Origin of the sequence: Vibrio sinaloensis, assembly GCF_000808535.1 — a bacterium.
GTDB lineage: Bacteria > Pseudomonadota > Gammaproteobacteria > Enterobacterales > Vibrionaceae > Vibrio > Vibrio sinaloensis_D.
Map to the genome: position 1 here is coordinate 181,007 of NZ_JWLV01000001.1, position 24,778 is coordinate 205,784.

Here is a 24,778-nt window from a genome sequence, read left to right on the forward strand (position 1 = left end):
CGATTATATAGTCCGAAAGTTGTATAAGGGATGAATAATATACGACTCATCAATCAATTACTGTGAGCATCCGTGCATAATAGGACACACTGCCTGCTGCCTTAGAGGGAGTATAGCGTGAGTGAGCAAAACGTACACGCCACCCCAAACAAACGAAAAAAGCACCTCGATTGAGGTGCTTGTAATGTTCAGGAGCATGTTCTTTGGGGGTTACGCCTGAGCTTGAACCTGTTTTGTTTGTTCGCGAGACTTTAAGAACGCATAACCAAAGCCAGTTACTGCAGTACCCGCAGCAATAGCGACCAAATACATCAACACTGGGGTAATAGCGTTTGGAATCAAGAGAACAAACAGACCGCCATGTGGTGCCATCAGCTTCGCACCGAACAGCATTGATAGGGCACCAGTTAAGGCTCCGCCTGCCATACATGCTGGAATAACACGCATTGGGTCTTTTGCAGCAAATGGGATGGCACCTTCAGAGATGAAACACAAGCCAAGTACAAATGACGCTTTGCCCGCTTCTCGTTCACTCTGCTCAAATTTGTTTTTGGCGATAAAGGTCGCAAGACCCATACCAAGGGCAGGGACCATACCTGCTGCCATAATTGCTGCCATAGGCGCGTATGTTTGAGAAGCTAGCAAACCAACACCAAATGCGTAAGCCGCTTTGTTCACTGGACCACCTAAGTCAAAACACATCATCGCGCCAAGGATAATGCCAAGTAGAACAGCGCTGTCTGATCCCATGTTGTTTAGGAAATCAGTTAAGCCATTCATAATGCCTGACACCGGACCGCCAACAATGTAGATCATGACTAAGCCAGTAAACAGTGTCGCGACAAACGGAATGATCAAAATGGGTTTAAGTGCTTCCATAGATTGTGGCAGCGACACTTTATCGGCAAGAAACTTCGCAGCATAACCCGCGATAAAACCGGCGGCGATACCACCAAGGAAACCCGCACCGGTAGAACTAGCAAGCATGCCTCCCACTAGACCAGGCGCTAGGCCAGGGCGGTCTGCGATAGAGAAGGCGATAAAGCCTGCTAGGACAGGAATCATCAACGCAAATGCAGAGCCACCACCGATAGTCATCAGTGCAGCAGCCAGTGTGCCTTCTTCTTTAAACGCTTCAATACCGAAAACAAAGGAGAGAGCGATGATCAAACCGCCAGCAACAACCACTGGTAGCATATGTGAAACACCAGTCATTAGATGTTTGTAAGCACCTTTCTTTTCATCACTAGGGGTCGCATTAGAATTGCCAGAGTGCTGATAAACAGTGGCAAGTTCAAAAGCCTTATCCATCTCTTCGGCTGTTTTCTTAAGTGCTGGCCCCGTTTTGGTGCGGTACATCGGCTTGCCATTGAAGCGATCCAACGGCACTTCAATATCGGCAGCAATGATGACTAAATCCGCTTCTGCGATATCTTGATCTGTCAGTTGGTTTTTCGCGCCCACGGAACCACGTGTTTCAACCTTAATTTGGTGTCCACGACGTTTACCTTCCTCTTCTAAAGCTTCGGCCGCCATAAAGGTGTGAGCCACACCTGTTGGGCAAGCAGTAATAGCAACAATCTTTTTCACGCTGCTTTCACTGGCCACTGAGTTTGTCACTTTAGTCGCGTATTCGAGCGTGCGAGCTTGTTGGGCCGCTGATTGAAGAAAATCTGCTGGATTCTTAGCAACACTCGCAATATCTCCCTGATACACTTTTTTACCAACAAAGCGTTCTGTGTTTACAGGAGTGCTTGCCGCAATGATGACCGCATCAGCATGTTCTATCTGTTCTGCGGTTAGTAAAGTTGGCTCTATAACACTGGATTGACACTCGATGTTTGCGGTCCATCCTAGCTGTTGTGCAGCTTGTTCAAGTAGGCCAGCAGCTAGGATGCTATTGGCAACCCCGCTAGGGCAAGCCGTAATAATTGCAATGTTCATAACAATAACCTTCTGTTCCTTAGTTTTTGTCTAAGCGTGTAATAGGGTGAAGCTCCGCTACCTGGGTGCGTTGCTTGAGGTTTTCCAGTTCTGCTTGACTGGTTAATCCAACGCCAACTTGACTGACAGCCATAGCTGACAGGGCAGTGGCGAAGCGTAGTAATTCCGTTTTTGGCATCTTTTGCATGTGGCCCCAACAAAGACCTGCGACTAATGTATCTCCCGCACCCACTGTACTGACGACACGCATAAGTGGTGGCTCTGCATGTAACCAATCGCCTTGGTTGAGCCACATCACGCCTTTTGCGCCCATGGAAACCACAATGTTTTCAATGCCCTTATTGCTTAGGCTTTCCGCCGCGGCTTGGCATTCGCTTGGCGAGGTTAGGTGGGTTTGAGTCAGCTCACTTAACTCTTCGTCGTTTGGCTTAATCAGCCACGGTGCCGAGTTAATTCCGGCACGCAATGCCGACTTACTGCTATCGAATAAGACTTTTTTGCCTTGATTGCGCAATTGTTCAATCCAACTCGCGCATTGCTCCTCTGATACGCCACGAGGTAAGCTACCTGCAAGTACGAAATAGTCGTGCGTTTTTGCTAAGCGAAATAGGGTGGCTTCGAACTGAGAGATTTCTTCAGCGGTTACTGCAACACCAGGGAAATTGATGTCACTGACTCGTCCGCTTGATTCAACCAACTTAACGTTGATACGCGTTGCGCCTTCAACCTCAATGAACTCATCACACACATTGAGGTTGGCAAACAGTTGGTGGAACAGTTCAGGGTTTTCTTTTCCCAAAAATCCGGTCACTGTAACCTCAGCGCCTAAATCACAAAGGACTTTGGCAACATTCACGCCTTTGCCTGCAGCATGAAAGTTGCTCTTTTCAACAAGACTCACTGCACCAATGTTAAGCGTGTCCAGAGAACCCGTGAGGTCAAGAGCTGGGTTGAGCGTTATTGTTACGACTTTTTTTGTTTTCAACTCGATCATATTGCTGCCCCTTAACCTTCACCAAGGCCAGAAGCAATGGCTTTGCCAATCGACTCTAGGGCGAGTGACGCATCCGGGCCTTCTGCAGAAAATTGCAACTGATGACCATGCTTAACGCCAAGGGCGATGACCTTCATGAGACTCTTGGCGTTCACCTCTTTGCTGTCACCATCAAGGTTAGAAACGCGAATGTTGGACTCAAACTTTTTCGCTTCAGCAACCAGCATGGCGCCTGGGCGAGCATGCAAACCATGCGCATTCTTAATTTTGAACACCGCGCTATGACCGCCGATCTCAGATTTAGGCAGACTATCTTCCCCTGTCAATAGGGCGAGGATCTGCTCGGTAGTTGCATTAAGTAGCGCCTGTTGTTCGTTATTGAATACAAGACCGCTTAACGTATTCAGAATGGGTTGATGTGCGTTATTGCAAGCCGCAAAAGCAATCAATGCACGAACGTCTTGACCTTCATATTGGCAAGCATTTGCGGTAGAGACCATCGAAACGGCAGTTCGTGAAACGTGCTTGTTGCTGCCGACTAGCCATAAACCTTGACCAAGGTGGGTTGGGGCTTTTGTGACTAGATCAGCGACAAATTCAGGACCTGCGCTTCCGGTGTTTTTAATCAAACCACCCGCGACAGCGCTCATTTGCACCATATCGCTTGCGGGGAAGTTAAGTTGGATAAGTGAGGCGTCAAAATCGGCGCTAAGTTGTACATCGCCGTTAAGCAGAGCGATAATTTCTTGCTCATTTTTAGCGTCACGCAAGCGCTGCTCAACGCCATCTGCGCCCAAAACTTTCGTCAGTTGCTTTAAAATACCTAAGTGTTCATCTGACTTTGCAGCAATACCAATCGCAACGAAAACTGTGTTTCCATCTCCCCAGTCGACACCTTGGGGAAAGTGGTGAACGGCGACTCCGGTCGTTTTGACCATATCACGCGTCGTTGTTGTTCCGTGGGGAATCGCAATACCATTGCCTAGAAAGGTTGAGTTTTGCTCTTCACGCGCCAGCATCCCGTCAACATAACCTTGCTCAACTAGACCCGACGAAGTGAGGCTTTGCGCGATGTTTCTAATGGCATCCAATTTGTTGGATGCGTGTTGCGATAATGAAATGTTGTTTGTATCCAGCTTAAGCATGGGGCTTCTCCAGCTTTACATTGGCTAACTTGTTTAAGTCTACAAGCACCGGTTATACATAGTGCTGATATCAACTGAATCGATTCAGCAAAAATCTAAATTTAAAAGAACTCAGGAGAATTAGTTATTCGAGCGATACTCGAGGGAAACAATTCATAACAAACAGTGATGTTCATCAATTTTCTAATTCTGCTGAATCCTTTCAGCTTTTATACTGAATCGGTTCAGCATATACTTCAACCAAACTCTGGATCTTTGATGTAGTATTATGATCCCGCGCACAGAACAAGGTTGAGTATATGACACTGGATGAAGTCGCCAAATTAGCAGGCGTTTCCAAGACTACGGCAAGTTACGTTATTAACGGGAAAGCCCAAAAATATCGCATTAGTGAAAAAACACAGCGCAAAGTAATGGATGTCGTAAATGAGCACAACTACCGTCCTGATCTCGCAGCATCGACACTTAGAGCAGGGCACAGCCGTTCTTTTGGCTTGATCATCCCAGACCTTGAAAATACCAGTTACGCCCGTCTTGCCAAGCTGCTCGAACAAAATTCTCGATCGGCAGGCTACCAAATTCTTATTGGCTGTTCGGATGATGACGCGGCGACGGAAAAAAATGTTGTCCAAGCGCTGGTAAGCCGCAAAGTGGATGCGTTGTTTGTAGCGAGTGTTATTCCAGAAGCGAGTGAGTTCTACCTTGAACTTCAGAACAAAGGCACACCAGTGATAGCGCTTGACCGCCCATTAGATGACGAACACTTTTCTTGTGTGATCAGTGAAGATTTTGGTGCGTCCTTTGAACTCACTCAGTCCGTTCTTAGTGACGGTGTAACCAAAGTGGGTTTGATCGGTGCTCTACCTGAGCTAAACGTATCGCGAGAGCGCGAACTGGGATTTTTATCGGCAGCAAAACGACAGGGTATTAGCACTACGGTTGGCTATGGAGAGCACTTCAATCGTGACAGCGGTAAACGCGTCCTTGAACAATGGATAGCTAATGATGATCTGCCAGATGCGTTGATTACAACGTCATACACGCTTTTAGAAGGCGTACTTGATGTCCTATTAGAATGCCCAGAGCTGGTTGGAAAACTAAAAATTGCCACATTTGGTGACAACCGACTGCTGGATTTCCTGCCCGTGAAAATCAATTCGTTGCCGCAACAGTTTGAATTAATCGCGGACAGCGCAATGGCATTGGCCTTGAACGCGGCATCAAAACGCTACCAATCAGGCATAGAGTTGATACCGAGAAAGATTGTTGTCAGAGGGTAAAATAGTAAAACCCAGCCGAGGCTGGGTGCATTCAAAATTGAGTGCTTACAGTTGGAAGCGGACCGACATGGTCACTTGCGGTCCGTACAAGCCGTTGTTGCGAGTTTCCGCTGATAGTGAAAGCTGTTCTGTAGAATGGAAACGAACCCCCGCGTGAAAAACTGAAGCGCTGCCGTTACGACCCAGTCTCGCAGTCGCTTCAATTTGATCGGTTAACCAGATTCGCGTACCGATATTCATTTCTGTTTGTGAGCGGTTATCTCGACTTGAATCATCAGGAAAATCGACATAGTGAATCAAGAGTTGACCGTAAATATCAGCAAACTGAGAGATAGGACCATTAAAGCCAACGCCGCCTGCGACGTCGTAATCGCCCTCAAACTGTGAATCAACGCGAGCGATTAAGTGAGAGTTCTCAGTAAGAAACGTACTGACTTCCAGACCAGTGCTCTCTGGTCCAATTGACGTACGTAACTCTCCGTAGGTGTAATTAAAGTTATTGGCTTGTGCCACTCCGGTTAGGCCAGCACATGCAATAGCGCTCGCGATGATAAACTTTTTCAAAGCAGTCTCCGACTTACATCAATTTTTTGACTCTGCAATTTGCAAGCAATATACACGCCAAATACTAACGTAATTGTCGGATAATGAAACACTTTTACAAAATTTGAATGTGTTCTACTTCAATTTCTGGGTGTTTACCGCCTTCGTATTCACCAAATAAACGGACCTTAGTCGTTTCATTGATTGATTCATTCAACCGAACGTCGTCATCGAGCTCGATCGTCATCTCTGATTGACCATCACTGAACACAAACTCATCTTTACTTACCTGACGAATAAGAAAACCTTCGACCACAACTTCTTTGTCTCTGAACGATTTCTGTGCCAATAGAGTATCCAAAGAAACCGTCTCTACAGGCCCTGCGTAGTTGATAGATGTTTGATCTTTGTCGCCATGAGCAAATGCCATGCTCGGAACAATGAAGGCAACAGCGGTAAGTGCAATTAGGGGTGATTTAATTTTCATGCTTAATCCTCGATATGGTTGGTGCATAGCGTAATTAAACACAAACTCGGTTGAACTGATGCTGAGTACAGCATTCATATTCGATTCATTATTGAGTATTAGGTTCTAAAACCGCTATTATCACGGTTTAAATCAGATAATTATCATCAACAACATTATGCAGTCGACCAACAGAGCACTTATGGTGCAGGGCACAACCTCCGATGCAGGCAAAAGTGTACTAGTGGCAGCTTTATGCCGCGTACTGGCACGACGTGGAGTGAAGGTCGCCCCGTTCAAGCCTCAGAATATGGCCTTAAACAGTGCTGTTACGGCAGACGGCGGCGAAATAGGGCGAGCTCAGTATGTTCAAGCCATTGCTGCAGGCATCTCACCTCATGTTGATATGAACCCTGTATTATTAAAACCTTGTACCGATACTGGCGCTCAAGTCATCATTCAAGGCAAAGCTGTCGCAGATATGAATGCCATAGGCTATCAAAGCTACAAGCAGTTCGCGCTTCCCTATGTGCTTGAGTCTTTTGAACGATTGCAATCTCACTTTGAAACCGTAGTTATTGAAGGTGCGGGTAGCCCAGCTGAAGTGAACCTCAGAGAGAATGATATCGCAAACATGGGATTTGCAGAGTGTGCCGACACCCCTGTGATCATTATCGCTGATATTGATAAAGGCGGCGTATTTGCTCATCTTTACGGAACGTTGGCTTTGTTATCAGAATCGGAACAACAGCGTGTTATCGGGTTTGTTATTAATCGCTTTCGTGGTGACCTCTCTCTTTTAAAGCCCGGATTAAAGTGGTTGGAAGAAAAAACAGGTAAGCCTGTACTCGGCGTTTTACCTTATCTGCATGGTTTTGATCTTGAGGCGGAAGATGCCATCAACCCTGAACAAGTGAAAGGTGAACACGCAAAACTCAATGTTGCGATTCCAGTGCTGCCTCGCATTAGCAACCATACTGATTTTGATGTACTCCGCAGTCATCCAGATGTTAACGTCAACTTTGTTGGTCCGGGTCATTCACTTAGCAATTGCGATCTGATCATTTTACCCGGCTCAAAAGCGGTACGTGCTGATTTAGAATTTCTGCGTCAACAAGGTTGGGACAGGGATATAAAACGCCACCTTCGCTATGGTGGCAAGGTGATAGGTATCTGTGGCGGCTATCAAATGCTAGGTGAAAGTATCAGTGACCCTCACGGTATCGAAAGTGAGCCAGGCACATCGGCCGGACTCGGGTACTTACCAGTCTCTACTGAACTGGCAAAAAACAAAACACTAACCAACATGCAGGGCACACTGACGTTAAATGGTGCGACAGTTCCTATTTCCGGATACGAAATTCATGCTGGAGTAACAATCTCGAACACGCATTCTCCCGTCACGTTCACGAATGGCGTACCAGACGGTGCGATCAGCGAATGCAATCAAGTCTTTGGGTCTTATCTCCATGGGTTGTTTGACCAACCTGAAGTGATTCCACTCATCACCAAATGGATGGGGATCGGAGAAGTAAAAACTGTCGATCACAAACAAAACCAAGAGAACGCCATCAATCGAATTGCAGATGCGGTTGAAGAGCACCTCGACTTAAATACTCTATGGCCAACAATGGGCTTTTAATCGCATGAACTTTATACCGACCATCACTGTGGCCATATTGGCGATTATTAGTATCAGCGCAAACGCAGCGGATAAGCTAAGAGTCTATGCGGCGTCGTCCATGACCAGTGCACTGACACAAATCGCCGAACAATTTGAAAAAAATAATGATATAGACGTAACCCTAATTTTGGGAGGCAGCTCGTCGCTCGCCCGTCAATTGGTCAATGGGGCACCTGGCGATGTGTTTATCTCCGCTAACGACAAATGGATGGACTACGTCGTTAAAACCAACAGCTTAAACAGTGACGCCGTCACAAGTATTGCAAGCAATCGTCTGGTGGTCATCGCTCCAAAGGGCTCATCCACTCACTTAGAGGTTGGCGATACGCAATCTTGGCGAAACGCACTCGGGAATAGTCGCCTTGCTATTGGTCAAACCAACGCTGTCCCAGCAGGCATCTATGCAAAACAGGCGTTAGAAAACTTAGGTCAATGGGAGTTCCTAAAAGGGTACCTAGCTCCAACAAGCAATGTCCGTATCGCGCTGACGCTCGTTGAAAGACAAGAGGCACCACTTGGTATCGTCTATCATACCGATGCACTTTCTAGTGACGGTGTAACATTAATCACAACCCTTGATTCATCGTTACATAGCCCGATTAGCTACCCCGCAATAGAGTTGCGTAGCACGCCCCAATCCACTGAGTTTCTTCGTTACTTAAAAAGCGAAGACGCCAAAGCCATTTTGCACAAACATGGATTTCAATAGGAGCAACGCGTGCTATCTGATTACGAACTTGAAGCATTGATGCTCAGCTTAAAAGTTGCCATGTACTCTGTGCTTTGGTTAATCCCTATCGGTATCTTTTTCGCTTGGGTTCTGGCCAAAAAGCAGTTTGTTGGCAAGAGCCTAGTCGATAGTTTTATCCATCTTCCCCTTGTTCTACCTCCGGTTGTTATTGGCTACTTGCTGTTAATCACGTTAGGGCGTCAAGGCGTATTGGGTCAGTGGCTCTATAACGCGTTAGGTGTCTCGTTCTCATTCAGTTGGAAAGGCGCGGTCGTTGCTTGTCTTGTTGTTTCATTGCCACTAATGGTGCGTTCAGTACGTCTTAGTTTGGAAAATGTTGATACTAAATTAGAGCAAGCAGCAGCAACGCTTGGCGCGTCTCCATTAAAGGTGTTTTTTACCATTACATTGCCATTAACAGTGCCGGGCATCATCACTGGTACGATGCTTTCCTTTGCGAGAAGCCTAGGGGAGTTTGGTGCGACCATAAGCTTTGTCTCCAATATTCCTGGAGAAACACAAACAATCCCTCTTGCGATGTACAGTTTCATTGAAACGCCGGGATCAGAAATGGAAGCGATGCGTTTGTGTGTCATTTCTATAGTGATTGCGTTGGCATCAATGATTGCTTCAGAGGCCTTGACGCGCTTTAGCTCTAAGCGTTTAGGTGGACGTTAGTATGACGATCTTAATTCAATATAAACAAACGCTGGGCGAACAACACTTTGACATCGACCTTAGGTTGCCCGCAAAGGGGATCACTGCTGTTTTCGGTCGCTCGGGAGCCGGAAAAACATCACTGATCAATGTTGTTGCTGGACTCGCTCAGCCCAGCAGCGGTCATATCTCCATCAATGGCAAGGTGCTTTACGATTCAATTCAAAAGTTGAACGTTCCCACTCATCGACGCAATATCGGTTATGTTTTTCAAGAGGCCAGGCTGTTTCCGCATTTTAGTGTTAAAGGTAATCTGAAATACGGCTGTAAAGCTCCAGACGATGACTATTTTCAATCGGTCGTATCGTTGCTTGCGTTAACGCCATTACTTGACCGTTTACCCAATCAGCTTTCTGGGGGAGAGAGGCAGCGGGTAGCTATCGGCAGAGCGTTACTCTCTAAACCCGATTTATTGTTGATGGATGAACCACTGGCTTCCTTAGATCTTCCACGAAAGCGCGAGGTGTTGCCGTTTCTAGAGCAACTTTCTAACACGGTCGACGTACCAATATTGTATGTATCTCATAGCCTAAATGAGGTCCTGAGGCTTGCAGAGAATATGGTGGTCATTGACCAAGGTAAAGTGGCAGCGAGCGGCACGTTAGAGCAGGTTTGGGCGTCGCAAGCAATGACACCGTGGCAGTCTTTTTCAGAGCAAAGTTCGCTGTTTCAGGCTGTCATTGCTGAGCACAATCATGACTACGCACTTTCACGTGTTCAACTTGCCCCTGAAGTTAGTCTTTGGGTGCAAAAAATTGATGGTCATGTCGGTGACAGCGTCAGGCTGCAAGTAAGATCAAACGATGTGTCCTTAGTGTTAGAAAAGCCTACAAAGACTTCAATCAGGAACATTATTAGCGCAACGATTGAATCGATAGAGACTTTGCAGCACGGTGATAAGCAAAGTGTGTCGGTGAGCGTTAAATTAGCGCCGGAGTGCCGATTGGTGGCAACAATCACTGCATGGGCAAGGGATGACTTGGGATTGAAGCCAGGAATGCCCGTCTATGTGCAAATCAAAGGGGTGAGCGTGACTCAAAAAGACGTTGTTGTCGCATAAAAAACGCCGCATTGAGCGGCGTTGTTTGTATTACTTAGCGAATACATCCGTGAAGTCACGCTTCAAAATAGGGTCGCGACGCGCTTTTTTAATTTGCTTAACCATATCTTTAACGCAGTTGTGTAGAACTTGATCAAGCAACTGAGCACGGTACTCTTCTTTTTGCTCTTCAGTCATCCCTTCCGGTAGGTTCAGAGTTGGGAACTCTTCCATGACATTTAGACCTGCGAACGCCTGACTCACAGAAATCAGTGCGTGAAACTGCTCAAAATTATCAAGAACGTTTTGTGCACTCTTTGGAAGCTCATTCCATGCTTCTCTTACTGCATCTTCCGATACTTCGTGGATTGACGTTACCATATAGTGCATAGCTTCTGGTACTTCATCAAATTCAATTACTTGGCGAAGTTCTGCAGAAACCGTGGCAAGATCGACAGTTTGTTGCTCTGTTTGATTAACGTCAGACATTATAATTTTCTCTTAAAAGTGTGTATGTGACGGCGCTATCGTAAAAAACTGTCGATAAAAGTCAACCATAGTTGGCTCAATTCAATGAGGTGACGTATGATTTGGATATGCCCTACGCGAAATATGGATAGTGACTGATAGAATGATCCAAGCCTCTGGATCGTCAATGAAAATTCTTCTTGTTGACGACGTTCAAATGGAAAGAATGCAATTAGCCATTCGATTAAAGCAACTCGGTCACACGGTCGAGATGGCAAGTTCTGGAACCCAAGCTCTTGAGATATACCCCAGCTTCGAGCCTGAGCTTGTGCTACTTGATGTATCTATGCCTAACATGAACGGTTTTGAACTATCGGAAAAAATTCGACAGCGACATCCAGATTGGGTGCCGATTATCTTTTTGAGTAGTCACGATGAACCAACAATGATCGCCAAAGCGATAGAAGCGGGTGGGGATGACTATCTCATTAAACCCGTAGACAAAGTTGTGCTGAACTCAAAGCTCATTGCCATGCAGCGTATCGCGTTCATGCGACGTGAACTAAAGCAAAAATCTGTCGCTCTCGCTAAAGCCAATGAAGAGCTTGCCAAGCTTGCACAAGAAGACGGGCTAACCAAGGTCAAGAATCGCCGCTTTATTGATGAAAAACTTGAAGAGATGATCGCCATTCACGGAAGGCACTCACTTCCACTCGGGATTATTTTACTCGATGTCGACAATTTCAAACTTTACAACGACAACTACGGTCATATCCAAGGTGATAAGTGCTTAGTTTCGATTGCCAATGCCTTGTCTGAACTGTTTGTACGTAGTGGTGAAGTTGTTGGCCGTTATGGTGGGGAAGAGTTTGTGATCTTGCTCAGTCACACCGACAAAGATAAATTATGTAAAGACGCAGAGCGAATACAAAACAAACTCAAAGCATTGAATATAATCCATGATTTTAGCGACGCCGCACCACTCGTGACAGTGTCACAAGGTCTACTTCACCTGCAGCCCTCAGGCAAAGAAAACGTCGAGTCTTTGTATCAAAAGGTTGACACTGCGTTATACAAAGCCAAACAAGCAGGTCGAAATTGTTTTAAATTGGCCAATTAACGGTTTTCTCGCTTGCGCAATGCAATGAAGATGGTTAATTTAGCTCAAAATTTTTTCTGTCGTTGCGCAACCTACCTAACATGAAATCTCAGCGCTTAACATACACTGCCTTAGTCTGCTCCCTCATACCTGTTATGTCCGCCAATGCCAAACAGGTAGACGCGTTTCGAAACTATCTGGAACAAGCCTTTGCAACGTCCATCGTTCTTACCGATAGTGACGTGTTTACACTCGGTATACATGATTTCGACCCAAACGATTGGTTTAACATGCAAAACGAGGACATAGGCTCAGAAGAATCCGTTCAGCTTCGCCAACAGATTGCCGCGACTACGCTCCCTTACACATTTGATCTCGCAGGTGATAATGAAACGGGTAAACATCTGCTCTTTACACGCCTATCAGCGATACGTTCTGAGCAGGATTTCGAGGTTCCGTCGGTAGACATTAAAGATGTGAATGATGAATATGTTGTTGGCGGATTCGTCGCCTACCGCTATCAATACAAGCTGAATGATCATTGGACACTCACTCCAGGGTTTGGCTTACACCTACAGTACTTTCGCAATAGTCATGATTATCGGAGCGACCTATCAGAGGAGTTCGTTAAACCTCAGTTAGATGGCGTGCTATTTAACACTAGCGCATGGGCCTTAAGCTACGAACCACATGTGAAAGCGAAGTATCACAAAACTACCGAATGGGGCAGTTGGAACTTTTCTTCAACATTTCACTATTTCTACGGCTATGGTTGGGGCGAAGCAAACCACGGAGTCGTCGGACACCCTGAAGGGTGGTACATGGCAAATGGTGCAGACGTGTATTACAACGTCAGTCAACTCGGTGAGAGTGTTCAATCTGTCTATGCAAGCTTGAGAAGAATCGAAATAGGCGGAGACACAAGTAAACCATTGGCAACGCCACACTATTATGAAGCGTCTTTGGGGTGGTTAATGACACCGCCTTTCCACACTGAGCTTATTGATAATGTTGGGATTGGACTCAACCTAAACTATGGCAGTGCGCTTAGGGGGGGAAGCATCGTCTTTTTCTTCAATCAGGTTGACTGAATCGTTCACTCATTGCTGTTAACTCAAACACACTTGATTGCGTCCTGATTTTTTCGCTCGATATAGCGCCTCGTCAGCACACTTCATAACGGCTTTAACCTCTGACGTTTCTCGGCTATCGCAAACACCGATACTAATAGTGATTGTGACGACATCGCCATTTTTAGAGCCCTTACGCTTCTTTTGTCCCGCTTTATGGTCTTTAGGGCGAGTATCTTGATCTCTCAAGACCATTTCATAGGATTCGATACTAGCGCGTAAGATCTCTAAATGATCCCGTGCTTGGTCCGCCCATTTCCCCTTAAACAACACGGTAAACTCTTCACCACCGTAACGATAAATCCGAGCGCCTCCGCCCACATGCTTCATTTTGCTTGCGACCAAGCGAAGCACATCGTCTCCCGTATCATGACCGTAGGTATCGTTGAATGCTTTAAAGTGGTCAATGTCAATCATGGCAATAGTGTATTTTCTGCCTAGATATTTCAGATCAGTTTCTAAGGCTAATCGCCCTGGAATGTCTGTGAGCAAATCTTTGAACGCGAGTTCATAACTGGCAGAAAGCAGGTATATCAGTAATATCACGCCCGACAATGAAAACATCATGCTCGAAATATAAGGAACATGAAAATAGACAAAAGTTACCGACGCGAGCAGAGCTGATGAGTAGATAACCGCGTCAATAATTCGATTTAAACTGGCAACACATATTGCGAAGGTCAATACAATAGCCAAAGAGTAAACGACTAATATAAAAGGAATTTTTGAGACATTCGACACGACAAAAAGGAAGGTATTGTTGATATTATCGAACCCGCCTTTCGAGAAATGGTCTAGAATCAGGTAACACCACCCGACGAGCAAGGCAAGAGTAACGAGATAAACCAAAAATGATTTGGAAAACAGTACGTTATTTTTATGGCTGAATACTAACGCGAGTGCAACGGGGAGTATAAATGCAAGTAACGAAAGCTCTAAGATGGTTGTCCCTGAGGAAAGAGGCGATTGCAGTCGATTTTGGATAAACCAATAGGCACCGATCATCGCAACAGAACACATCGCAATTCGACTCTGCTTAAACGCATGTGATAGGGCAAAACAACAAAGAAATAACACGTAAGGCAGATTACTCAGTATACCCAAGTTAGATTGAGTAAAACCGATTGCAGAATCTAGTCCAAAGTAGATAAACGCCAGTAACATCAATGGAAACAGTAAACGAAACCAATGACTACTGACGATAGAAAATGACATTAAGTTGAGCCTAAGACTACTAATTAAAAGGTTAATATACTCACTTAGAATACTTTGATTTGATGAATTTCCAAGCTTTTTACTAAACTAATAGATGAAAATTGTCTGTATGCGTGAATAATAACCAAAATCTATTAGTCAACGATGTACTAAGTTTGGCTCACACATAAAACACTCAACCAATAACAGGACGTTAATAGGAGTTACGGTTTATGCAAATTAGTGTGGATGTTCACAATTATATGGAGACCTTAGTCGGTCAAGTTCTTGCACAACCCGAATACAGTGAGCACTTTAGTCATGAACAACTGGCGGATCTCGCGTGTTTAGCATTGAGTCAGCTCAGACCCGTCTACATAAGGCATGACATTGATTTTCTATCAGCACTGCCAGAAGAAAGGCTGGTAACATTGAAAGAGTATGCCCTCAATGCCGTTATCGCAGCCAAAACCATGGTCATTGACGACAGAAGGAAAAATCGTGATGATGACGTGCCAGTTATCTTCAGCAAACCAAACTTTGATGACGACATTGAACTAGAGTGGTTCGAAAAGCCCATCCTTAGCAAAGAAAACAAGTAAAACAAGGAGACATCTGTGGGACTATTCTCGCGCTTATTCGGTGGAAAGAAACCTGATCAACCCGTACAAGTAGAGCCGATCGAGTATAAAGGATTTCTTATCTACCAAGAGGCGATATCAGAAAACGGCCAGTTTCGCATAGCCGGTCGAATTACCAAGGATATTGGTGGTGAGGTCAAAACACATCGCTTTATCCGTTCGGATGTATTACCCAGCCAATCTGATGCTGATGAGTTTATGCTCAAGAAAGCGCAGATGTTTATCGATCAAATGGGCGACAGTATTTTTCATTGATTTAGCATTCCAAGTTGACAAACATCATAAATTTAAGAGCCATTAGCCGTTATGCTGATGGCTCTTTTTGTTTTGTGAGTTAATTTAATCTATTGTTTTAACGCCCATTTCATGCAACTGGTTCGACCTCTGTGCACTGCCATAAGGGGTTGTAAAAAAAGAATCTAAAAGCATGATGGTTCATTACCAACGGTTATATGTAATGAGAATTTGTCCATAGGGTGCAAGTTGTTTCGCGTGTATAAATGGGTTGGATAAAAAGAAAACAATATCGTTGCGAATAGTCAAGGAATAGCTAATGCAAATTGGTGTGCCAAGAGAAATACTCGCGGGAGAAACGCGAGTGGCTGCTTCGCCAAAGTCGGTTGAGCAGTTATTAAAATTGGGGTTCGATGTTGCTATCGAATCTGGAGCGGGGGAACTGGCGAGTTTTGACGACGCTGCATTTGAAAGTGCGGGCGCGACTATCGTCAGTAAAGAGCAAGTTTGGCAATCAGACCTGATCTTAAAAGTAAATGCACCACTGTCTGACGAGCAAAATGATGAAATCGCTCTGCTTAAAGAAGGTGCAACGTTAGTCAGCTTTATCTGGCCAGCTCAAAACCCTGAGTTAATGGAAAAGCTATCAAGCAAAAACATTAATGTGCTGGCGATGGATGCAGTGCCACGAATCTCAAGAGCACAATCTCTTGATGCACTCTCTTCTATGGCGAATATCGCGGGTTATCGTGCAGTCGTCGAAGCGGCGCATGAATTTGGTCGCTTCTTTACCGGTCAAATCACTGCTGCAGGTAAAGTACCACCAGCAAAAGTACTTGTTGCGGGCGCGGGTGTTGCTGGCTTAGCGGCAATTGGTGCGGCGGGAAGCTTAGGTGCAATTGTTCGAGCATTTGACGTTCGACCAGAGGTAAAAGAGCAAGTCCAGTCGATGGGTGCTGAGTTCCTTGAAGTCGATTTCAAAGAAGATTCAGGTGCCGGCGATGGCTACGCCAAAGAAATGTCAGACGAGTTCAACAAAAAAGCCGCAGAACTTTATGCAGCGCAAGCGAAAGACGTCGACATTATTGTTACTACTGCCCTGATCCCAGGTAGACCCGCTCCGAAACTCATCACCAAAGAGATGGTTGATAGCATGAAAGCGGGCAGTGTGATTGTCGACCTAGCTGCGGCCAATGGCGGTAACTGCGAATACACAGTGGCAGACCAAGTCATCACAACAGCAAACGGTGTTAAAGTCGTAGGTTACACAGACATGGTCGGTAGATTACCGACGCAATCGTCACAACTGTACTCAACGAACTTAGTCAACCTTCTCAAGCTACTGTGCAAAGAAAAAGATGGCAATATCGATATCAATTTCGAAGACGTCGTTTTACGTGGTGTGACAGTAGTCAAAGAGGGCGAAGTCACTTGGCCTGCGCCACCAATTCAGGTTTCAGCTCAGCCAGAGCAAAAAGCGTCTCAGCCAGCAACGAAGCCTGAGCCAAAAGTCGAAGAACCCACTTCACCAGTTAAGAAAATCGCAGGTTTAGTGGTTGGTCTTGGTGCTTTTGCATGGATCGCATCTGTCGCTCCTGCTGCGTTCTTGTCTCACTTCACGGTATTCGTATTGGCATGTGTTGTTGGTTATTACGTGGTTTGGAACGTTACACACGCACTGCATACGCCTTTGATGTCAGTAACCAACGCGATCTCAGGTATTATCGTTGTCGGTGCTTTGCTGCAAATCGGACAAGGAAATGGAGCAGTATCGTTCTTGGCGTTTATCGCAGTGTTGATCGCAAGTATCAACATATTCGGCGGCTTCACCGTGACCAAGCGTATGCTTGAAATGTTCCGTAAAGACTAAGGAGTAACAAGGAATGTCTGCAGGATTAGTACAAGCAGCTTATATTGTTGCTGCATTATTCTTTATTTTGAGCCTTGCTGGTCTGTCGAAGCAGGAATCTGCGAAAGCGGGTAACTATTACGGCATCGCAGGTATGACGATCGCATTGTTCGCAACGATCTTTGGTCCAGACTCGCAAGGTTTGGCTTGGATTATCGTTGCTATGGTGATCGGTGGTGGTATTGGTATTCACTACGCCAAAAAAGTAGAAATGACTGAAATGCCAGAATTGGTGGCAATTCTTCACAGCTTTGTTGGTATGGCAGCGGTTTTGGTTGGCTACAACAGCTACATCGATCCTCCTGTGATGGAAGCGATCAACGCACAAGAAGCACATGCAGCGCATGTCATTCACATGGTAGAAGTGTTCCTCGGTGTGTTCATCGGTGCTGTGACCTTCACAGGCTCAGTGGTTGCGTTTGGTAAGCTTCGTGGCGTTATTTCATCGTCTCCGCTCAATCTTCCGCACAAACACAAGCTGAACTTGGCAGCGATTGTTATCTCGACATTGCTAATGATCTACTTCGTTAAAGCCGATGGCAGCATGTTCGCTCTAATCGTGATGACGTTGATTGCTTTTGCGTTTGGTTACCATTTGGTGGCATCTATCGGTGGTGCTGACATGCCAGTGGTAGTCTCAATGCTGAACTCTTATTCTGGTTGGGCAGCAGCAGCAGCCGGCTTTATGCTAGCAAACGATCTTCTGATTGTGACAGGTGCTTTGGTTGGTTCGTCAGGTGCGATCCTATCGTACATCATGTGTAAAGCGATGAACCGTTCGTTTGTAAGCGTGATTGCTGGTGGCTTCGGTCAAGAAGTCGTCATTTCTGAGGATGTAGAGCAGGGCGAGCACCGCGAAACATCAGCGGAAGAGGTTGCCGAAATGCTTAAGAACTCAAAGTCAGTAATCATTACTCCTGGATATGGTATGGCCGTTGCACAGGCTCAGTACCCAGTACACGAAATTACTGAAAAACTGAGAGCTCAAGGTGTTCAAGTTCGTTTTGGTATTCACCCAGTAGCCGGTCGTCTGCCAGGACACATGAACGTACTTCTAGCTGAAGCCAAAGTTCCTTATGACATCGTTCTGGAAATGGATGAAATCAATGATGACTTCAGCGAAACTGATACCGTTCTTGTTATTGGTGCGAATGATACGGTTAACCCAGCGGCACTTGAAGATCCAAATAGCCCAATCGCTGGTATGCCAGTGCTTGAAGTTTGGAACGCTCAGAATGTCATCGTATTCAAACGTTCAATGAATACAGGCTATGCAGGTGTTCAAAACCCACTGTTCTTTAAAGAAAACACTCAAATGCTATTTGGTGATGCGAAAGATAGTGTGGACGCGATTTCGAAAGCTCTGTAACATGTTCGTCTAGTAAAAGAAGCCAGCCATTGCTGGCTTCTTTCATTTTGGCGCTAACATTATTGACACAGATATCACAATTCGGATTTATAATTTTGTCATAATGTTTTACTCTTTACCTAAACCACTGATTTAGCGAACTTTTGCATTGATTAAGACTGTACTAAAAACCGCCTTATTCTTCGTTGGCTTTAGCGCGAGTGCCGCCTATGCGGATTCACTGCCAGAAAGGATCGACAAGTTCGTTGACCTATTTGACGAGTCACAGGCAATCGAGTCTTATGATATTCGCAACCTCCAATCTGATTATCCGACTCGCTTACTGACTCCAGAGTCGATGCTTCCGCAGACTTCTGTGTACCCTTTACGTGATATTCAACGATTGTACGCGCTTGCCAAAAAATGTACCGGTAAGCTGCCTTTAAGCCCGTTGATCACAGAGCCGTTGGTGTTCACGAGAGCGATGTGTAAAGGTAATACACTAAGCGCTAAATGGTTCGCGAGAAGTACGCTTATCCACCCAGGTGGTGGCACTTACGCAAGTCGCTATGTTGCAGTTCATCCTGACAAACAGGAAGCATTGCAGCAATACATGCATATCAAAGAGCGCCCAGCGGCACCCGTTAACTCTTTACTCGGTCGTTTACAAAGCATGAATGAAGAGACGATGCTCTCATTAATCGCTGGTGCCAGCATGTTTTTGGAACAAAATGAGCTTTGGTTGCGTCAAAACGATAGCTATTTAGTCTTCCCAGAAAAAATTTGGAAGCAGCACATTAATAGTGCAGGGCTATCTTTCGATCTGAGAAGCTCATCCACAAGCTGTTTTGTGCAACGCGGTAATCTATGTTGGAGCGTTGAGGATCATTCCGACATTTTGCGCATCAGCATGGTCGCCCTAGTGATCGCAAACATTTTATTGGTCCTCGGTTGGTCAGTGTATCGGTGGAACACGAAACGACAGGAAATGAAGAGCCGAATGTTGATACTTCAAATCTTGACGCATGAACTCCGAACTCCGATTGCCAGCTTATCATTGACCGTTGAAGGATTTAGGCGTGAGTTTGAGAAGCTTCCTGAATCACTTTACGATGAGTTTCGCAGGTTGTGTGAAGATTCTCGACGACTAAGGCAACTCGCAGAGGCGAGTAAAGACTATTTGCAGTCTGATAACAAACCACTCGCAACAGATTGGGTACCATCTGTCCAAGAGTGGTTAGAGTACAAAGTAGAAGAAGAATTTAATGGCAACGTCGAGTTCACCATCAATCAGGACGTTGCCGCCAAGCTCAATGTATATTGGCTAGGCACATGTATCGATAACTTGATACGTAATGCGGTGAAGTATGGCGTGGCTCCAGTGACTCTAGAGGTGCTCACTGGTGAAAAAACGCTCATGGTAAAAGTTATAGATCAAGGCCAACTTAGTAAGAAAGATTGGCGTCACTTACGCAAGCCTTTCGTGAGCAAAAGTGGTCTTGGTCTAGGTTTAACTATCGTTGAATCTATGGTGGATAGAATGGGGGGTAAAATGACCCTGATAGGTCCACCAACAACGTTTATTTTGGAGATACCTTGTGAAACAGACACTGCTTCTCGTTGAAGACGACAAAAACTTAGCAGATGGCTTGTTAGTAAGCCTAGAACAAGCGGGATACGAGTGCTTTCACTCCGAAACTATTGCCGACGTAGCGCAATACTGGGACAAAGCTGATCTCGTTATTCTTGACAGGCAACTGCCCGATGGCGACTCTGTTCAGCATTTACCTGAATGGAAAAACATCAAAGAAGTTCCCGTTATTTTGTTAACTGCGCTGGTAACAGTGAAAGATAAAGTGACGGGTTTAGATGCAGGCGCTAACGATTACTTGACGAAACCTTTCGCTGAAGCGGAGTTATTTGCTCGAATTCGAGCTCAACTACGCAGCCCTGAAAATGAAAGCCAAGATGATTCCAAAGTCAAAACGGAGCACTTGGTCATTGATAAAGCAACGCGAGAAGTCGTCTATAAAGAAGAATCGATTACGCTCACGCGTACAGAATTTGATTTGTTGCTGTTCTTGGCAAGCAACCTTGGTCGTGTGTTTACGCGTGACGAACTATTGGATCATGTTTGGGGTTATAACCATTTCCCAACCACTCGCACCGTCGATACCCATGTATTACAACTTCGCCAAAAACTACCAGGCCTTGAAATTGAAACATTGCGTGGTGTTGGCTACAAAATGAAAGCTTGATGAAAAAAGTTTATCCAATTATCGGTGCGCTCCTATTGAGTGCACCGACATTTGCCAAAGACGACGTCCCGTGGTTTGAAAGTAATACGCCTCTCACTCAAGCGCACAAACACTTATTAAACGGTGACTTACCTGCGATGTTTTCATCGTTAGTAGAGGTCTGGCAGCTCGATAAAAACCAATCTATCGCCCCGCACCTAAACGCTCTGTTTTTGCAATCTCTTGAAGTTGACTGCGGAAAAAGCCTAGACACTAAACCGTTCCCCAACTGGCTTAATAGTGTCGTAGTGATAAGATCGGACATCCAAAGCCCTGGTCGCGATGCCTATCGCGCAATCATTGAAGTCGAAGCTGACAAAACCATCAAAGATATCACACTTAGCAAGTGGGTTACTCGCAACCTTTCTACAGATAGCTCTTTGAATACGGTGGCTTTGAGTGACAATGTCACAAAATATGTAAAACGCTATAACTTAAATAGCCGGATGCAAATGGGGTTATACCGTATCGATGTCACTGCGGCAGATCAAAGCTCATGGAGTTCATGGTTAGTATTAGGTGATCCAAAAGCAAAAGTATCAGTGCGCTGGCAATCAAAAGACCAGTGGAAAGTAGAGAAAAATTCGCTTTTAAACCCACATTGTCCGTTGCCTAAGCTTGAAGCATCGCTCTATGATTTCATTGATGGCAAGTACAATCGAGTGTGGAGCCAAAGCTATGAGTCTGACTACCCAAATGAACTCAATCAGAACGTGATTGAACCGGGAAGGTATGTTTTAGCCGTCTCAATGAATCACGCTCGCTGGCAAGGACCCATAATTGTAGAACAATCCCAAATAATCAGTAAAACATATGATGTTTCACTAGATGAATAATTAAAGATATCCCACAATATGTCGATATAGCCTTAAGGGACAATAACTGTATATATCGATATGAAAAATACAATAAAACTGCTGCCATTATCTTTGGCGCTTGCAAGCACCACAGCATGGTCTGCCAACTACGCAATCGAAGCCCGAGGCGATGCGATGGGTGGAGTAGGTGTCGTGTCCGCGAACTTTTTAACTGCGCCTTTCTATAATCCAGCGCTTACCGCTATCTATCGACGCAATGACGATATTGGGATGATTACTCCGAGCTTCGGTTTGCTTTATGACGATCAGAACCAATTAGTTGACGATCTAGACGCTGCATCAGAGATTATCGCGTCTGCAGACCCTACTAGAGCGAGTGAATTACAAACAGTTCTCGATAACATGGAAGGCGATCAACTCAAAGCAGAGATCGGAGGTGTCGTTGCTTTTGCGATTCCAAACAGATTTATAGCAGCAAATTTGTATGGTAAAGCTTACTACGAATCTTTTGTAAACCCTGTCATTTCAACTGCAAGTACAAACCCTGACCCTGATTTTGCAACACTGGAAAATGCACAAAATAGTACAGTCAACGCGGTATCAATTGGGGTGACTGAAGTCGGTTTATCTCTCGCTAAATACCAAACGTTTCTCGGCCAACACATTGCATTTGGTGTAACACCAAAACTGCAACGCATTTATACTTATGTATATGAAGCTAGCCTATCAGACTACAGTCTCGCAGACACACGAGATAATGATACTGGCGAAACAATGTTGAACTTCGACGCTGGCTTTGTGTGGTTTTATGGACCAATTCGTGCTGGGATATCAGCAAGTAACTTAATCAGCCGTGATATTGAAACGAAAACGGTCGTTTCTGCGATTCCTACTAACCCAGCGCTTTCTTACTCCTATCAGATGCGACCACTTTATACAGTTGGTTTTGGCCTAGTAGCAGATTACGCGACTATTAGTGTTGACTACGACTTAAACGAAGAAGAGCGTTATACAAACTTCGACGATAACACTCAAATGCTCCGTGTAGGCGGCGAGATCGATATCTTACGCCAGCTCAAACTAAGGGCAGGTTGGAAACGTAACTTAGCTTACGATAACCTAGATGACACAATCACCGCAGGTATAGGTATTTCACCTTTAAACCTTTTCCAGATGGATATTGGTGCAAGCTACACCAATGAGAACTCAATGGGCGCGTACATCAACTTCCTGACAAGCTATTAGACATCTGGTGTAAACCGCAGAAACATAATATAGTCGGCTCCTAATAAACTAGGAGCCTTTTTTATGTTTGATGATTTACCTCCTCTCAGCCACGCCGAACAACAAGAAGCTGTTGAAAAGATTCAAAAGCTAATGTCAGAAGGAATGAGCACCGCTCAAGCAATCAAAGTTGTTGCAGAACAAATCCGCGAACAAGCGAAAAAACAGAACTCATAACCTTATCAAATAGTACCCGGTCATCAGGGCAGGGTACTTATCAACACGCCTTACTACTTCGTGCTTTAAGTGCACTATAACCGCTATCTACGACACTCTCCATATGCTTGATTCAATCGGACAGTCTCAAAATGCATAACTATTCAAGCCAAACTTTCACTCTGAAAGTCAGCCAAAAACATCTTGAAATCAATGTTCACTAAGGAAAAGTATTGTAAACCAATAATTTAGAACAGCAGATCTCGCTAACACGCAATGCGAAATTCCTTTCTTGTGTAATTTAATTACAGACCTGAAAGTCCGATAGCGAGCACTTACTTGCTGCTAGTGTATTATTCTAACGTATTACGAGGTAATTGGTTTAGGTAAGTAAATTGATTAGTCGAGCTCCGAGGTTGCGCATTGTTGTAACTAAATACACAGCTTCAATTACTATAGATGTATACGCCATTATTAATGTGACACTGTCACAATGAGCGATATTTACTGAAGCAAACATATCGTGATTAGCCAACAAGCGAAGAGCATGGACAAGTTAGCTAGCATTACAAGTAGATCAATTAGCTGTAGAGATACAATAAGAATGAGCCTGTCTAGGAGTTAGACCCGATTTGGAGTTTACTGTGAAAAGATCACGAGTTGCTTTCAGCTCAACTAACAGACGTAACTAGCAAATTTTGATGCGTCACGTGGTTAAATAGCTTGTCGCAACCTGTACCGTTTACTTGGACAAAGACCGTATCTTGGTTGCCGCCGATACCAATCAGGCCACATTCAACCGTCCCCGTGATATCGAAGATGATCATCGAATCTTCATAACCATGAAGGCCACGGCCGCGCATAGGTGAAAGACGGAACTTGAACACCTTTTCAAAGAACTCATCTAAGCGATGCGACAGAACCTTAGCGACTTTCTTCTTGTGTTGAGTCACCGGACGCTCAATGGATTCAGGCGTGTTGGCTCTTGGCTGACGGAACTCAGGCAACTGCAAGTTGATAAAGTCTTGGTCGTTCGATTTGTCCAAGTGGCGAAGGTTGGAAATCGGGAACGAAAACGCCAAGTGGTCAACCTTGACTGGGCGAACTTCATCATGGAACTGGTGCGGTTTAGATGGCATGAAATACCCCTTTGCGCACGAGCTCTTGATAGTTTTCATCTGTGATTTCGACTAGCTGATATGGGTCATTGCCATAGTGAACAGCCAAGTAGCCATTAAACTGGTTGAGGTCTTTGAAGAAATGGTGACCCCAAGGGAAATACACATCGATTCCCACGTTTAAAGAGCAAATGAAATATGTTCTATATAAGCAAATAGCACATGATTTGGGTGTAAGCCCTCAAATGATAACTGAAGTTCGAAAAGGCAGAACATATCTCAACGAAAATCAGGTACTTATGCTTGCAGAAGCAGTTGGTGAAGACAAAGAAAGAGCGTTGATTGGTTTAGCGATGGATAAAGCCAAAAGTTATGAGGCTCAGGAGCTCTGGTCAACGATTGCAAAAAAGTTTAGCGGGCGCGGTTTACAAGGAATATCAATGGCTTGCGGTGGATTAGCTATGTGGATTGGCAGCCCTAGTGAAGCTATAGCTCAGTGCGTATTATCTATCTTATGTTAAATGTAATTTATTAATAAAT

Annotated in this window: 25 protein-coding genes and 1 pseudogene; 17 read left to right on the forward strand and 9 right to left on the reverse strand. The window is 45.0% G+C overall.

The window, feature by feature from the left end:
* Nucleotides 1-210 precede the first annotated feature (210 nt).
* From fruA to fruB, 3 genes are read right to left on the reverse strand one after another with little or no spacing between them, the layout of a single operon-like run.
* Nucleotides 211-1,944: a PTS fructose transporter subunit IIBC gene (fruA, locus tag RJ47_RS00820; RefSeq protein ID WP_039480521.1), complete on the reverse strand. Its 1,734-nt coding sequence runs from the start codon at nucleotides 1,942-1,944 to the stop codon at nucleotides 211-213.
* 19 nt (nucleotides 1,945-1,963) lie between these two features.
* Nucleotides 1,964-2,938 (reverse strand): 1-phosphofructokinase, encoded by a 975-nt coding sequence (gene pfkB, locus RJ47_RS00825; RefSeq protein ID WP_039480524.1) that lies wholly within the window; start codon nucleotides 2,936-2,938, stop codon nucleotides 1,964-1,966.
* Between the two features lie 11 nt (nucleotides 2,939-2,949).
* Nucleotides 2,950-4,083 (reverse strand): fused PTS fructose transporter subunit IIA/HPr protein, encoded by a 1,134-nt coding sequence (gene fruB, locus RJ47_RS00830; protein WP_039480527.1) that lies wholly within the window; start codon nucleotides 4,081-4,083, stop codon nucleotides 2,950-2,952.
* Between the two features lie 299 nt (nucleotides 4,084-4,382).
* Here fruB and cra point away from each other — a divergent pair, with 299 nt between their 5' ends.
* Nucleotides 4,383-5,363, forward strand: coding sequence for a catabolite repressor/activator (cra, locus tag RJ47_RS00835; protein ID WP_039480530.1), 981 nt, complete (start codon nucleotides 4,383-4,385; stop codon nucleotides 5,361-5,363).
* Between the two features lie 45 nt (nucleotides 5,364-5,408).
* Here the strand turns inward: cra and RJ47_RS00840 are convergent, their stop codons facing one another.
* Together RJ47_RS00840 and RJ47_RS00845 are read right to left on the reverse strand one after the other, a co-directional pair.
* Nucleotides 5,409-5,927, reverse strand: a complete 519-nt coding sequence (locus RJ47_RS00840; protein WP_005471192.1) for a hypothetical protein — start codon at nucleotides 5,925-5,927, stop codon at nucleotides 5,409-5,411.
* Nucleotides 5,928-6,021: 94 nt separating this feature from the next.
* Nucleotides 6,022-6,387 carry a YgiW/YdeI family stress tolerance OB fold protein gene (locus RJ47_RS00845; RefSeq protein ID WP_039481608.1) on the reverse strand — a complete coding sequence of 122 codons (366 nt, stop codon included), beginning with the start codon at nucleotides 6,385-6,387 and terminating at the stop codon, nucleotides 6,022-6,024.
* Between the two features lie 163 nt (nucleotides 6,388-6,550).
* Here RJ47_RS00845 and RJ47_RS00850 point away from each other — a divergent pair, with 163 nt between their 5' ends.
* The 4 genes from RJ47_RS00850 to modC are packed head-to-tail and all read left to right on the forward strand — an operon-like array spanning nucleotide 6,551 to nucleotide 10,563.
* The gene (locus RJ47_RS00850) at nucleotides 6,551-8,014 is read left to right on the forward strand and encodes a cobyric acid synthase (protein ID WP_072036306.1); all 1,464 of its coding nucleotides are present in this window, start codon (nucleotides 6,551-6,553) and stop codon (nucleotides 8,012-8,014) included.
* A 4-nt stretch (nucleotides 8,015-8,018) separates the two neighbouring features.
* On the forward strand, nucleotides 8,019-8,765 hold the full coding sequence (gene modA, locus RJ47_RS00855; RefSeq protein WP_039480537.1) for a molybdate ABC transporter substrate-binding protein: 747 nt from the start codon (nucleotides 8,019-8,021) through the stop codon (nucleotides 8,763-8,765).
* A gap of 9 nt (nucleotides 8,766-8,774) precedes the next feature.
* The gene (modB, locus tag RJ47_RS00860) at nucleotides 8,775-9,464 is read left to right on the forward strand and encodes a molybdate ABC transporter permease subunit (RefSeq protein ID WP_038187246.1); all 690 of its coding nucleotides are present in this window, start codon (nucleotides 8,775-8,777) and stop codon (nucleotides 9,462-9,464) included.
* Nucleotide 9,465: 1 nt separating this feature from the next.
* Nucleotides 9,466-10,563 (forward strand): molybdenum ABC transporter ATP-binding protein ModC, encoded by a 1,098-nt coding sequence (gene modC, locus RJ47_RS00865; protein WP_039480540.1) that lies wholly within the window; start codon nucleotides 9,466-9,468, stop codon nucleotides 10,561-10,563.
* A 30-nt stretch (nucleotides 10,564-10,593) separates the two neighbouring features.
* Here modC and RJ47_RS00870 read toward each other — a convergent pair whose 3' ends face one another.
* Nucleotides 10,594-11,031 (reverse strand): DUF3069 domain-containing protein, encoded by a 438-nt coding sequence (locus RJ47_RS00870; protein ID WP_038187250.1) that lies wholly within the window; start codon nucleotides 11,029-11,031, stop codon nucleotides 10,594-10,596.
* 166 nt (nucleotides 11,032-11,197) lie between these two features.
* Between RJ47_RS00870 and RJ47_RS00875 the strand changes: the two genes are divergently transcribed.
* Together RJ47_RS00875 and RJ47_RS00880 are read left to right on the forward strand one after the other, a co-directional pair.
* Nucleotides 11,198-12,130, forward strand: coding sequence for a diguanylate cyclase domain-containing protein (locus RJ47_RS00875; RefSeq protein WP_039481610.1), 933 nt, complete (start codon nucleotides 11,198-11,200; stop codon nucleotides 12,128-12,130).
* Between the two features lie 80 nt (nucleotides 12,131-12,210).
* The gene (locus tag RJ47_RS00880; RefSeq protein ID WP_039474518.1) at nucleotides 12,211-13,200 is read left to right on the forward strand and encodes a Solitary outer membrane autotransporter beta-barrel domain; all 990 of its coding nucleotides are present in this window, start codon (nucleotides 12,211-12,213) and stop codon (nucleotides 13,198-13,200) included.
* An 18-nt stretch (nucleotides 13,201-13,218) separates the two neighbouring features.
* On the opposite strand, the gene RJ47_RS00885 is transcribed toward RJ47_RS00880, so the two are convergent.
* Nucleotides 13,219-14,454 carry a GGDEF domain-containing protein gene (locus RJ47_RS00885; protein WP_005476861.1) on the reverse strand — a complete coding sequence of 412 codons (1,236 nt, stop codon included), beginning with the start codon at nucleotides 14,452-14,454 and terminating at the stop codon, nucleotides 13,219-13,221.
* 212 nt (nucleotides 14,455-14,666) lie between these two features.
* On the opposite strand from RJ47_RS00885, the gene RJ47_RS00890 reads away from it, so the two are divergent.
* The 9 genes from RJ47_RS00890 to RJ47_RS20735 all read left to right on the forward strand — a co-directional run bounded on the left by RJ47_RS00890 (nucleotide 14,667) and on the right by RJ47_RS20735 (nucleotide 23,141).
* Nucleotides 14,667-15,035 carry a late competence development ComFB family protein gene (locus tag RJ47_RS00890; RefSeq protein ID WP_038136909.1) on the forward strand — a complete coding sequence of 123 codons (369 nt, stop codon included), beginning with the start codon at nucleotides 14,667-14,669 and terminating at the stop codon, nucleotides 15,033-15,035.
* Between the two features lie 15 nt (nucleotides 15,036-15,050).
* On the forward strand, nucleotides 15,051-15,329 hold the full coding sequence (locus RJ47_RS00895) for an HlyU family transcriptional regulator (protein ID WP_039480543.1): 279 nt from the start codon (nucleotides 15,051-15,053) through the stop codon (nucleotides 15,327-15,329).
* A 298-nt stretch (nucleotides 15,330-15,627) separates the two neighbouring features.
* On the forward strand, nucleotides 15,628-17,178 hold the full coding sequence (gene pntA / locus RJ47_RS00900) for a Re/Si-specific NAD(P)(+) transhydrogenase subunit alpha (protein ID WP_038136903.1): 1,551 nt from the start codon (nucleotides 15,628-15,630) through the stop codon (nucleotides 17,176-17,178).
* A 13-nt stretch (nucleotides 17,179-17,191) separates the two neighbouring features.
* Complete coding sequence (gene pntB, locus RJ47_RS00905) at nucleotides 17,192-18,586, forward strand: Re/Si-specific NAD(P)(+) transhydrogenase subunit beta (RefSeq protein ID WP_039480546.1); 1,395 nt, start codon at nucleotides 17,192-17,194, stop codon at nucleotides 18,584-18,586.
* Nucleotides 18,587-18,734: 148 nt separating this feature from the next.
* On the forward strand, nucleotides 18,735-20,189 hold the full coding sequence (gene vxrA, locus RJ47_RS00910; protein ID WP_039474060.1) for a sensor histidine kinase VxrA: 1,455 nt from the start codon (nucleotides 18,735-18,737) through the stop codon (nucleotides 20,187-20,189).
* The gene (vxrB, locus tag RJ47_RS00915; RefSeq protein ID WP_038136895.1) at nucleotides 20,164-20,823 is read left to right on the forward strand and encodes a response regulator transcription factor VxrB; all 660 of its coding nucleotides are present in this window, start codon (nucleotides 20,164-20,166) and stop codon (nucleotides 20,821-20,823) included. The genes vxrA and vxrB overlap by 26 nt, the downstream gene beginning before the upstream one ends.
* Nucleotides 20,823-21,698, forward strand: a complete 876-nt coding sequence (locus RJ47_RS00920; protein WP_038136893.1) for a DUF2861 family protein — start codon at nucleotides 20,823-20,825, stop codon at nucleotides 21,696-21,698. The genes vxrB and RJ47_RS00920 overlap by 1 nt, the downstream gene beginning before the upstream one ends.
* Nucleotides 21,699-21,758: 60 nt before the next feature.
* On the forward strand, nucleotides 21,759-22,925 hold the full coding sequence (locus RJ47_RS00925) for a conjugal transfer protein TraF (protein WP_038136892.1): 1,167 nt from the start codon (nucleotides 21,759-21,761) through the stop codon (nucleotides 22,923-22,925).
* Between the two features lie 63 nt (nucleotides 22,926-22,988).
* A complete protein-coding gene (locus RJ47_RS20735) occupies nucleotides 22,989-23,141 on the forward strand; it encodes a YoaH family protein (protein WP_005473247.1) in 153 nt (50 codons plus the stop codon).
* A gap of 671 nt (nucleotides 23,142-23,812) precedes the next feature.
* Here the strand turns inward: RJ47_RS20735 and RJ47_RS00930 are convergent.
* Together RJ47_RS00930 and RJ47_RS00935 are read right to left on the reverse strand one after the other, a co-directional pair.
* A pseudogene (locus tag RJ47_RS00930) lies at nucleotides 23,813-24,259 on the reverse strand (replication initiation factor family protein); the annotation flags it as partial.
* Nucleotides 24,249-24,455 carry a hypothetical protein gene (locus RJ47_RS00935; RefSeq protein ID WP_419831513.1) on the reverse strand — a complete coding sequence of 69 codons (207 nt, stop codon included), beginning with the start codon at nucleotides 24,453-24,455 and terminating at the stop codon, nucleotides 24,249-24,251. The gene RJ47_RS00935 and the pseudogene RJ47_RS00930, both read right to left, overlap by 11 nt.
* Between RJ47_RS00935 and RJ47_RS00940 the strand changes: the two genes are divergently transcribed.
* The gene (locus RJ47_RS00940; RefSeq protein WP_039480554.1) at nucleotides 24,430-24,759 is read left to right on the forward strand and encodes a DUF3693 domain-containing protein; all 330 of its coding nucleotides are present in this window, start codon (nucleotides 24,430-24,432) and stop codon (nucleotides 24,757-24,759) included. The genes RJ47_RS00935 and RJ47_RS00940 overlap by 26 nt on opposite strands.
* The last annotated feature ends 19 nt before the right edge of the window (nucleotides 24,760-24,778 follow it).

Bases quoted from the DNA above. Each gene is read 5' to 3' on its own strand.
- modC (WP_039480540.1), top strand. From the start codon at position 9,466: ATGACGATCTTAATTCAATATAAACAAACGCTGGGCGAACAACACTTT.
- fruA (WP_039480521.1), bottom strand. From the start codon at position 1,944: ATGAACATTGCAATTATTACGGCTTGCCCTAGCGGGGTTGCCAATAGC.
- RJ47_RS20735 (WP_005473247.1), top strand. From the start codon at position 22,989: ATGTTTGATGATTTACCTCCTCTCAGCCACGCCGAACAACAAGAAGCT.
- RJ47_RS00850 (WP_072036306.1), top strand. From the start codon at position 6,551: ATGCAGTCGACCAACAGAGCACTTATGGTGCAGGGCACAACCTCCGAT.
- RJ47_RS00885 (WP_005476861.1), bottom strand. From the start codon at position 14,454: ATGTCATTTTCTATCGTCAGTAGTCATTGGTTTCGTTTACTGTTTCCA.
- pntB (WP_039480546.1), top strand. From the start codon at position 17,192: ATGTCTGCAGGATTAGTACAAGCAGCTTATATTGTTGCTGCATTATTC.
- RJ47_RS00925 (WP_038136892.1), top strand. From the start codon at position 21,759: ATGAAAAATACAATAAAACTGCTGCCATTATCTTTGGCGCTTGCAAGC.
- RJ47_RS00940 (WP_039480554.1), top strand. From the start codon at position 24,430: ATGAAATATGTTCTATATAAGCAAATAGCACATGATTTGGGTGTAAGC.
- RJ47_RS00890 (WP_038136909.1), top strand. From the start codon at position 14,667: ATGCAAATTAGTGTGGATGTTCACAATTATATGGAGACCTTAGTCGGT.
- pfkB (WP_039480524.1), bottom strand. From the start codon at position 2,938: ATGATCGAGTTGAAAACAAAAAAAGTCGTAACAATAACGCTCAACCCA.
- modA (WP_039480537.1), top strand. From the start codon at position 8,019: ATGAACTTTATACCGACCATCACTGTGGCCATATTGGCGATTATTAGT.
- RJ47_RS00870 (WP_038187250.1), bottom strand. From the start codon at position 11,031: ATGTCTGACGTTAATCAAACAGAGCAACAAACTGTCGATCTTGCCACG.
- RJ47_RS00880 (WP_039474518.1), top strand. From the start codon at position 12,211: ATGAAATCTCAGCGCTTAACATACACTGCCTTAGTCTGCTCCCTCATA.
- cra (WP_039480530.1), top strand. From the start codon at position 4,383: ATGACACTGGATGAAGTCGCCAAATTAGCAGGCGTTTCCAAGACTACG.
- RJ47_RS00875 (WP_039481610.1), top strand. From the start codon at position 11,198: ATGAAAATTCTTCTTGTTGACGACGTTCAAATGGAAAGAATGCAATTA.
- pntA (WP_038136903.1), top strand. From the start codon at position 15,628: ATGCAAATTGGTGTGCCAAGAGAAATACTCGCGGGAGAAACGCGAGTG.
- fruB (WP_039480527.1), bottom strand. From the start codon at position 4,083: ATGCTTAAGCTGGATACAAACAACATTTCATTATCGCAACACGCATCC.
- RJ47_RS00920 (WP_038136893.1), top strand. From the start codon at position 20,823: ATGAAAAAAGTTTATCCAATTATCGGTGCGCTCCTATTGAGTGCACCG.